We start from the raw sequence: 7,913 nt of genomic DNA, 5'->3' as shown, positions 1-7,913 counted from the left end.
CTTTCGTTGTGTTTGCTAAGATGAGATGATTATATCCGAAGAGAATTGGTCGTTTGCATGTCAGACAAGCTCGCACGAGCTCAACATAGGCGCGCCCCTGAGCAAAACGGCGCCCGCCATGCAAACGAGGCGCTATCCGCACAGCCCCAAGCCCGGGAAGCAGGCGAAACAGGCCGCATCCCCGTCATCGGCAAGCACGCCGGCGTCGATAAGGCGGCCGAGCTCGACGCCCGTCGCGAGCGACAGGCCTTCATGCGCAGTGCGGCTCCAGGCGAAACCTCGGCGATCCCCATCGTGAGCAAGCATGCAGGCATCGACAAGACGCTTGCCGCGTCGTCGGGCGCCTGCTCGGACGCGCCTGGTCGAACGCACGCCCGAGCAGGCAACGACCCCCGCACCCCCGCGCCAGCACCTGCGCCCGATGCCACCATCGTCGACGATGAGCCCGAAAGCAAGGCTTCTTCCGTCGGCGCGTCGGCGGCGCTTATGAGCGTCTGCGTGCTCTTCTCCCGCATCACCGGGTTTTTGCGAACGTGGGCGATGGCCTTCGCGCTCGGCTCGTCGTTCCTCTCGAGCTCCTACCAGGTTGCGAACAACCTGCCGAACATGCTCTACGAACTCGTCATGGGCGGCATGCTCGTCACGGCGTTTCTCCCGGTCTATATCTCGGTCAAGAAGAAATCAGGCACCAGGGCGGGCAACGCCTACGCGTCAAACCTGCTCACGCTCGTGACCATCTTTCTCGGCGTGCTGTCTGTCCTCTGCATGGTCTTCCCTGCCCAGGTCATCTACACGCAGACGTTCTACTCCGACCAATCATCGAGCGCGCTTGCGACGTTTTTCTTCCAGTACTTCGCCATTCAGCTCATGTTCTACGGGGCTTCGTCGATCGTGTCGGGTCTTTTGAACGCGAACCGCGATTATCTGTGGTCCTCGATCGCCCCGGTGGCGAACAATGTCATCGTCATCGCGACCTTCCTCATGTACGCCGCGATCGCGCCCGTAAACCCCGACGCCGCGCTCTACGTCATCGCCATCGGCAACCCGCTCGGCGTCTTCGTCCAGATGGCGATTCAGCTCCCCGCGCTCAGGCGAAACGGTATCCGCCTGCGCCCCCGCGTCGACCTTCACGACCCGGCGCTTCGCGACACCCTCGCCATCGGCGGGCCGACGTTTCTCGTGATGATCATCTCGTTCGCGACCGTGTCGGTCATGAACGCGGCCTCCTATTGTTTTGCCGTTGACGGCCCCTCGATCCTCGCATACTCCCGTTTGTGGTACACGCTGCCCTACTCCTTCCTGGCCATTCCCATCACGACCGCCCTGTTTACCGAGCTTTCGGAAATGAAGGCGGAAGGCGACATGAAGGGCGTCGTATCGGCCATCACGAACGGCACGGCGCAGATTATGTTCATGCTCGTACCCTTCGCGCTCTATCTCGCCGTGTTCTCCGTCCCACTCGTCACGCTCTACCACGTCGGCGCCTTCACGATGGAGAACATTCAGTCCATCTCGAGCTACCTTGCGGTGCTCGCCTTTGCGCTGCCGTTCTACGGTGTCAGCTCCTATCTGCAGAAAGTATTCTCGAGCCTGCGCAAAATGGGCGTTTACGCGGCGCTGAACTTCCTCGCGGGCATCGTGCAGGTCGCGCTTACGGCATTTTGGGCATGGACGACCTACAACGGGGATCCAAACCCCGCGACCATCGAGTCCATAGCGCTCGCCTCGATTGCGTTTTACGTGGTGGGAGATGTGGCAATGTTCATCTACCTGAGGGCGCACCTCGGACATGTGGGTGTTCGGAAAATCTTCAGCGCCTCATTCGCCGGCCTTCTGCTCGGAGGCATCGGAGCGCTCTGCGGCTTTGGAATTTTGACCGCACTCGAAACCTTCGTAAGCCCGCTTTCCGGGTCCCTTCTCCAAGCATTCGGCTACATCGTCGCAGGTGGGCTTGTAAGCCTTATCGTGACCTTTGGCCTTGCCCATAAGCTGCATATCCCCGAAGCGTCGTTTATCACCAACATCGCTGGGAAGGTTTTCCGCAAACTGCGCCGCCGTTAGCGCATGCTCACTATGAAAAGGAACGTCATGACCAACTTGAAGCCTCGCATCGCACGCAAAGAAGAAGTCGGGAAACTGCTCAAGCCCATCGTCGTGGGAGGCGATATCCTCGCTTACAGCTACGTGCGCGAGCTCAATCGGGCGTTTGGCATCGGGCAAACCATCGTGCTTGCCGCCGCAGACATCAAGATGCTCTCGACGAGCCGCTTCACCGATTACCGCCTCATCCCCGACGTGCACGATGCGGAAGTGCTCTATGCCGCACTTGAGGGCATCGCCGCCGAGTTCGCCCGCGAGAACCCCGATTTCGTCCCCATGGTCTTCGGCTGCGACGACTGTCATGCGCGCATGCTCTCCGAGGCGAAACCCCGTCTCGAGGCGGCGGGCATCGTCGTCCCCTACATCGACTTCAACTTGCTCGACGACATCACACAGAAGCGCCGCTTCTACGAGCTGTGCGAGGAGCTTGACATCCCCCACCCCAAGACCTGGTACTTTGACTGCAGCGATGCCGGCCCCGACGAGCTTCCGCTTGACGAGCTCCCGTTCCCGCTTATCGCGAAGCCGTCGAACTCGGCGCAGTTCCAGGACGCCGAGCCGACGGTGCGCGGATGGCGGAAAATCTACGAGATCGAAGACGCTGCCGAGATGGCCGAGGTTTGGAAGTCCCTGCGCGAATCGAGCTACAACAACCTCATGGTGCTCCAAGACTTCATCCCCGGTGGCGATGATGCGATTCGCACACTGACAACCTTTTCAAATGCGGAAGGCGAGGTTCGTTGCGTGTCGGGCGGCGTCGTGTGCCTGCAGGACCACGACCCCACGGCTATCGGCAACCCGTTGTGCATTCTTGGCGAAAGAGAGGACGCCATCGTTGAGTGCGCAAAGCGATTCGTGAAGCGCGTCGGGTACTGCGGCATGGCCAACTTCGATATCAAGCTCGACGAGCGCGACGGATCATTCCGCTTCTTCGAGGTGAACACGCGCTGCGGCCGCAACACCTATTACATGAGCCTTGGCGGGCAGAACTTCGTCGAGCTCATGGTTCGGCAGTTCGTTCTCGGCGAGGACATTCCCTACCACGAGGCCTACGACCCGTTCGTATACTGCTGCGTTCCCGCATATGTGCTGAAGCGCTCGATGGAGAACAAGTCGCGTCTCGCCGAAGCGCTCGGACGCCTGCGCTCGAACAAGGAATCCTATCCGCTGCATTATACGCCCGATACCTTCTCTCACAACCTTTGGGCGAAGATCATGTTCATGAACCAAATACGCAAGTTCAAAAAGTTCTATTGGGATACGAAAGGCAAGCAGCTGAAGTAGCTATTCGCTCTCTTTCGAGACTGGCCGCTTGAAATCGGGTTCGGTCGTCAAAACGACGGGGCCGTCCTCGGTAATCGCCACGGTCTTCTCGAAATGAGCCGATGGTTTACCGTCCTTGGTACAGACAAGCCATCCATCAGGCATGGTAACGAATTTATGCGTCCCCGCGTTAATCATCGGTTCGATAGCAAGAACCATGCCCACACGCAGCGTGAGCCCCAAGTGGCGAAACCCATGGTTGGGAATATGCGGGTTCTCGTGCATATCGCGACCAATGCCATGGCCTCCATAATCGCGTACAACGCCGAAGCCCGCCCCTTCGGCAATGCTTTGGATGGCATGACCGATATCACCTAGATGATTGCCCGCACGAGCAGCATCGAGACCAGCCCACATGCATTTCTCAGTCACGCGCAACAGTTTCTTCTTTTCTTCACTGACCTTGCCGATTGGGAAGGTCCACGCATTATCGCCAACCCATCCGTCAACCGTGGCGCCCGTGTCAATCGAAAGGATATCCCCATCGCGAAGAATCGCTTTCGCGGAAGGAATGCCGTGGATAATCTGATCGTTGATCGAGGCGCAAATCGAACCAGGGAATCCGCCGTAACCCTTGAAAGCCGGGATACCCCCTTCGGAGCGGATGGTTTCCTCCGCAATCTCGTCAAGCTCAAGCGTCGACACGCCTGGCTTCGCATGCTCGCCCAGCATTCGAAGCACCTTCGCAGAAAGGCGCCCCGCCTCGCGCATTGCGTCGATTTCGTCAGGAGACTTCAAGATCACAGCATTAGCTCTCATCGATACCATCCCTTTCGCTCGGCTACAAACAGTATAGCCTGCAAATACAAAAAGAGCGCAGCACGAATGCCACGCTCTTTTATCGATAGAGTGAGTAGCCTAATAAGCTATTCAGCAGCTTCGGTGTACGCGCGAGTCACGGAAGAATCGACTGCAACGCCCGGGCCCATCGTAGAGGAGACGGAGATGGACTTCACATACTTGCCCTTGGCAGCAGCCGGCTTCATGCGAAGGACCTCGTCGTAAACGGTGCCGTAGTTCTCAGCGAGCTGCTCAGCGGTGAAGCTGGCCTTGCCGAGGACGACATGAGCAATGCCGTAACGGTCGGCGCGATACTCAACGCGGCCGCCCTTGAGCTCCTTGATAGCCTTGGCAACATCGGTGGTCACCGTGCCGAGCTTGGGGTTCGGCATGAGACCACGGGGGCCGAGGATTTTACCGAGGCGGCCAACCTTGCCCATCTGGTCCGGAGTAGCCACAGCTGCGTCGAAGTTGAACTCGCCAGCCTGAATCTGCTGGGTGAGCTCCTCGGTGCCCACGATGTCGGCGCCAGCTTCCTTGGCAGCCTCAGCCATGGCGCCTTCGGCGAACACAGCAACGCGAACAGTCTTGCCAGAGCCGTTGGGCAGGGACACCGTGCCGCGGAGCTGCTGATCAGCCTGGCGGGTGTCGATGCCGAGACGGAAGTGAACTTCCACGGTCTCGTCGAACTTCTTGGTGGCGAGCTCCTTGACGACCTTCATAGCCTCAAGCGGGGCCACGGCCTCAGAAGGAACCTTCGCGATTGCCTCGCGATAAGCCTTGGATTTCTTAGCCATTCTTTAAATCCTTTCGTGGTATTGGCGAGTTGTTAGCTCTTCCACTTAAACAAACAGGTAGGTGCGATTAGGCATTGCCCTGGAGCATTGCGGCGACCTTACGAGAAGGAACGTACTTGATCTTCATCTCGCGGCCCTCGATACGAACACCCATGGAACGAGCGGTGCCGGCAATGATTTCTTTCGCGGCATCGATATCGTTGGCGTTCAGGTCGGGGAGCTTGATCTCGGCGATCTCGGTGAGCTGAGCGTCAGTCAGCGTACCGACGGTCTTCAGCTGGGGGATGCCAGAGCCGCTCTTGATGCCGAGCTTCTCCTTGATGAGCACGGCCGCGGGCGGAGTCTTGCACACGAAGGTGAAGGACTTGTCCTCGTAAACCGTAATCTCAACAGGGATGATGGTGCCGGACTGGTCCTGCGTCTGAGCGTTGAACGCCTGGCAGAACTGCATGATGTTGACGCCCTGCGCACCAAGAGCAGGGCCTACCGGCGGAGCCGGGTTGGCAGCGCCAGCCGGAATTTGCAGCTTGACGAAGCCGGTTTGCTTCTTTTCAGCCATCTGTACTACCTTTCAGATGAATCGCTTACTGGTTACTCTCTATCGCAAAGCATATACACGGTGAGAAGCCCCGGTCCACGCGGGCACCGACGCATACGCTAGTGCACTCAACTTAAATGCGAGCGACCTGATCGAAGGAAAGTTCGACCGGCGTTTCGCGACCGAAGATGGATACCATGACCTTCACCTTGCCGGATTCAGGCGCAACCTCGGAGATAACGCCATCGAACTCGGCCAAAGGACCGGAAACCACCTTGATAGTCTGACCCACTTCCAACGTGGTGGAAGTCTTCTTCGGAGCCTCATGGCTCGTGCGCTTCATGATCTTGTTGTACTCATCGCGCGTGAGCGGAGCGGGCTTACCATCACTACCGACAAAACCCGTAACACCAGGGGTGTTGCGAACCGCAGCCCAGCTACGGTCGTCGAGCTCCATACGGACGAGAACATAGCCGGGGAAAACCTTCTTCTCGCTTTCCACACGGCGACCGCCCTCTTTGATCTCAGTCACCATCTCCGTGGGGATTTCAATTGCAAACACGTTGTTCTCAAGCCCCATGGTCTCGACACGAATCTCAAGATTTGTCTTGACCTTGTTTTCATAGCCGGAATACGTGTGCAGCACATACCACTTCTTCGACATGACTTAAGCTCCCAGCCCCGAGACAAAGACGAGCAACGGCGTGGCAATCAAGTTGTCGAGAACAGCAACGTAGACACCGAAGAAAACCAAAGCGCAGACAACAACGACGCTCCAACGTGCGACATCCTGCTTCGTTGGCCACGTAACGCGCTTCATTTCAGCCTTCACATCGCGGAAGAACTGGAAACGCTTCTTTTTGGGCCTCGCGTCCTTTTTGTCCTTGGAGACAGCTTTAGCCGCCGATTTCTCAGCGGTTTCCTTCGAATCCGTATCCTTTTTAAACAAAGAACGCTTCGGCTTCTCCTCGACGGCCTCAGTTACATTCTCGGAGGCTGGCGATTCGTTTTCGAGCTCCTCGCGCGCCTGCTTGCGCTGGGCACGAGCAGCGGAAGCCTTCGCTCGTTGAGTCTTAGATTTCTTTGCCATGTGCTTCCTTTATTCGGGAATTTATCATTCCTTCTAAACGCCAAACAAGCAGCCTTTCAAGGCTGCTCGCATACGACAAGCTGGCAGGCCAGGAGGGACTCGAACCCCCAACAAACGGTTTTGGAGACCGCCGCTCTACCAATTGGAGCTACTGGCCTGTACCTGATTCTAGACCAATCCTCTAACGAGTTTCGCGATGCACGGTGTGCTTACCGCACCACTTGCAATACTTGTTAAACTCGAGGCGGTCGGGGTTGTTCTGCTTGTTCTTCTTGGTCGTGTAGTTGCGGCGCTTGCACTCAGTGCAGGCCAGGGTGACCAACGTACGCATTAATAACTCCTTTTACCAATCACTTCTAGCAAGCTGTCGCATACACATGAATTCGAACAGCGAGGGGATACTATATCGCATCCCCTCGCCATAAGCAACTACAAACTTAAGTTACTTGATGATCTTGGTCACGCGACCGGAACCAACGGTGCGGCCACCCTCGCGGATAGCGAAGCGGAGGCCTTCCTCCATGGCGACCGGGTGGATGAGCTCAGCGGTAATGGTGACATTATCGCCAGGCATGACCATCTCGGTGCCCTCGGGCAGGTGTGCAACACCAGTGATGTCGGTGGTGCGGAAGTAGAACTGCGGACGATAGCCATCGAAGAACGGGGTGTGACGGCCGCCTTCTTCCTTGGTAAGGATGTAGACCTGACCCTCGAACTCCTGGTGCGGGGTAACCGAACCCGGCTTGCAGAGAACCTGGCCACGCTCGATGTCCTCGCGCTTGATGCCGCGGAGCAGACAGCCGATGTTGTCGCCAGCCTGAGCCTCGTCGAGCAGCTTGCGGAACATTTCGATGCCGGTGCAGACCGTGTTCTGGGTTTCCTTGATGCCGATGATCTCCAGCGGATCGTTGACATGCAGAACGCCGCGCTCAACACGACCGGTAGCAACGGTGCCACGACCGGTGATGGTCATGGTGTCCTCGACAGCCATCAGGAACGGCTTGTCGACGTCGCGCTCCGGAGTCGGGATGTACTCATCGACAGCGTCCATGAGGTCCCAGATCTTCTGCTGCCACTCGGGGTCGCCCTCGAGAGCCTTGAGTGCAGAACCCTTGATGATCGGCAGGTCGTCTCCGGGGAACTCGTACTCGTTGAGGAGCTCACGGGTTTCCATTTCGACGAGCTCGATGAGCTCTTCGTCGTCGACCATATCGCACTTGTTCAGGAACACGACGATGTAGGGAACGCCGACCTGACGGGCGAGCAGGATGTGCTCGCGGGTCTG

Annotated in this window: 9 protein-coding genes and 1 tRNA gene; 2 read left to right on the top strand and 8 right to left on the bottom strand. The window is 57.8% G+C overall.

Going from position 1 to position 7,913, the window contains the following annotated elements; all coding sequences use genetic code 11:
• Positions 1 to 57: 57 nt before the first annotated feature.
• Together murJ and Q0G18_RS08195 are read left to right on the top strand one after the other, a co-directional pair.
• Complete coding sequence (murJ, locus tag Q0G18_RS08200) at positions 58 to 2,061, top strand: murein biosynthesis integral membrane protein MurJ (RefSeq protein WP_297151857.1); 2,004 nt, start codon at positions 58 to 60, stop codon at positions 2,059 to 2,061.
• Positions 2,062 to 2,088: 27 nt separating this feature from the next.
• Positions 2,089 to 3,384, top strand: a complete 1,296-nt coding sequence (locus Q0G18_RS08195; RefSeq protein WP_297151854.1) for a carboxylate--amine ligase — start codon at positions 2,089 to 2,091, stop codon at positions 3,382 to 3,384.
• Here the strand turns inward: Q0G18_RS08195 and map are convergent, their stop codons facing one another.
• From map to Q0G18_RS08155, 8 genes are all read right to left on the bottom strand, one after another.
• Positions 3,385 to 4,182: a type I methionyl aminopeptidase gene (gene map, locus Q0G18_RS08190; protein WP_297151852.1), complete on the bottom strand. Its 798-nt coding sequence runs from the start codon at positions 4,180 to 4,182 to the stop codon at positions 3,385 to 3,387.
• Between the two features lie 107 nt (positions 4,183 to 4,289).
• A complete protein-coding gene (rplA, locus tag Q0G18_RS08185; protein WP_296061506.1) occupies positions 4,290 to 5,000 on the bottom strand; it encodes a 50S ribosomal protein L1 in 711 nt (236 codons plus the stop codon).
• Positions 5,001 to 5,067: 67 nt separating this feature from the next.
• Entirely contained in the window at positions 5,068 to 5,559 is a 492-nt protein-coding gene (rplK, locus tag Q0G18_RS08180) for a 50S ribosomal protein L11 (protein ID WP_158049736.1), read from the bottom strand.
• A gap of 112 nt (positions 5,560 to 5,671) precedes the next feature.
• Positions 5,672 to 6,202 carry a transcription termination/antitermination protein NusG gene (nusG, locus tag Q0G18_RS08175; protein WP_158049737.1) on the bottom strand — a complete coding sequence of 177 codons (531 nt, stop codon included), beginning with the start codon at positions 6,200 to 6,202 and terminating at the stop codon, positions 5,672 to 5,674.
• Positions 6,203 to 6,205: 3 nt separating this feature from the next.
• The gene (gene secE, locus Q0G18_RS08170) at positions 6,206 to 6,628 is read right to left on the bottom strand and encodes a preprotein translocase subunit SecE (RefSeq protein WP_297151850.1); all 423 of its coding nucleotides are present in this window, start codon (positions 6,626 to 6,628) and stop codon (positions 6,206 to 6,208) included.
• Between the two features lie 81 nt (positions 6,629 to 6,709).
• Positions 6,710 to 6,786, bottom strand: a tRNA-Trp gene (locus tag Q0G18_RS08165).
• A 23-nt stretch (positions 6,787 to 6,809) separates the two neighbouring features.
• Entirely contained in the window at positions 6,810 to 6,959 is a 150-nt protein-coding gene (gene rpmG / locus Q0G18_RS08160; RefSeq protein ID WP_158049739.1) for a 50S ribosomal protein L33, read from the bottom strand.
• A 111-nt stretch (positions 6,960 to 7,070) separates the two neighbouring features.
• Positions 7,071 to 7,913 (bottom strand): elongation factor Tu (locus tag Q0G18_RS08155; protein WP_297151848.1); only part of this gene is annotated, 843 nt, incomplete at its 5' end.

Origin of the sequence: uncultured Ellagibacter sp., from assembly GCF_934636505.1 — a bacterium.
Lineage (GTDB): Bacteria > Actinomycetota > Coriobacteriia > Coriobacteriales > Eggerthellaceae > Ellagibacter.
This window is presented reverse-complemented; position numbering and strand designations above follow the sequence as displayed.

Bases quoted from the DNA above. Each gene is read 5' to 3' on its own strand.
- murJ (WP_297151857.1), top strand. From the start codon at position 58: ATGTCAGACAAGCTCGCACGAGCTCAACATAGGCGCGCCCCTGAGCAA.
- Q0G18_RS08195 (WP_297151854.1), top strand. From the start codon at position 2,089: ATGACCAACTTGAAGCCTCGCATCGCACGCAAAGAAGAAGTCGGGAAA.
- map (WP_297151852.1), bottom strand. From the start codon at position 4,182: ATGAGAGCTAATGCTGTGATCTTGAAGTCTCCTGACGAAATCGACGCA.
- rplA (WP_296061506.1), bottom strand. From the start codon at position 5,000: ATGGCTAAGAAATCCAAGGCTTATCGCGAGGCAATCGCGAAGGTTCCT.
- rplK (WP_158049736.1), bottom strand. From the start codon at position 5,559: ATGGCTGAAAAGAAGCAAACCGGCTTCGTCAAGCTGCAAATTCCGGCT.
- nusG (WP_158049737.1), bottom strand. From the start codon at position 6,202: ATGTCGAAGAAGTGGTATGTGCTGCACACGTATTCCGGCTATGAAAAC.
- secE (WP_297151850.1), bottom strand. From the start codon at position 6,628: ATGGCAAAGAAATCTAAGACTCAACGAGCGAAGGCTTCCGCTGCTCGT.
- rpmG (WP_158049739.1), bottom strand. From the start codon at position 6,959: ATGCGTACGTTGGTCACCCTGGCCTGCACTGAGTGCAAGCGCCGCAAC.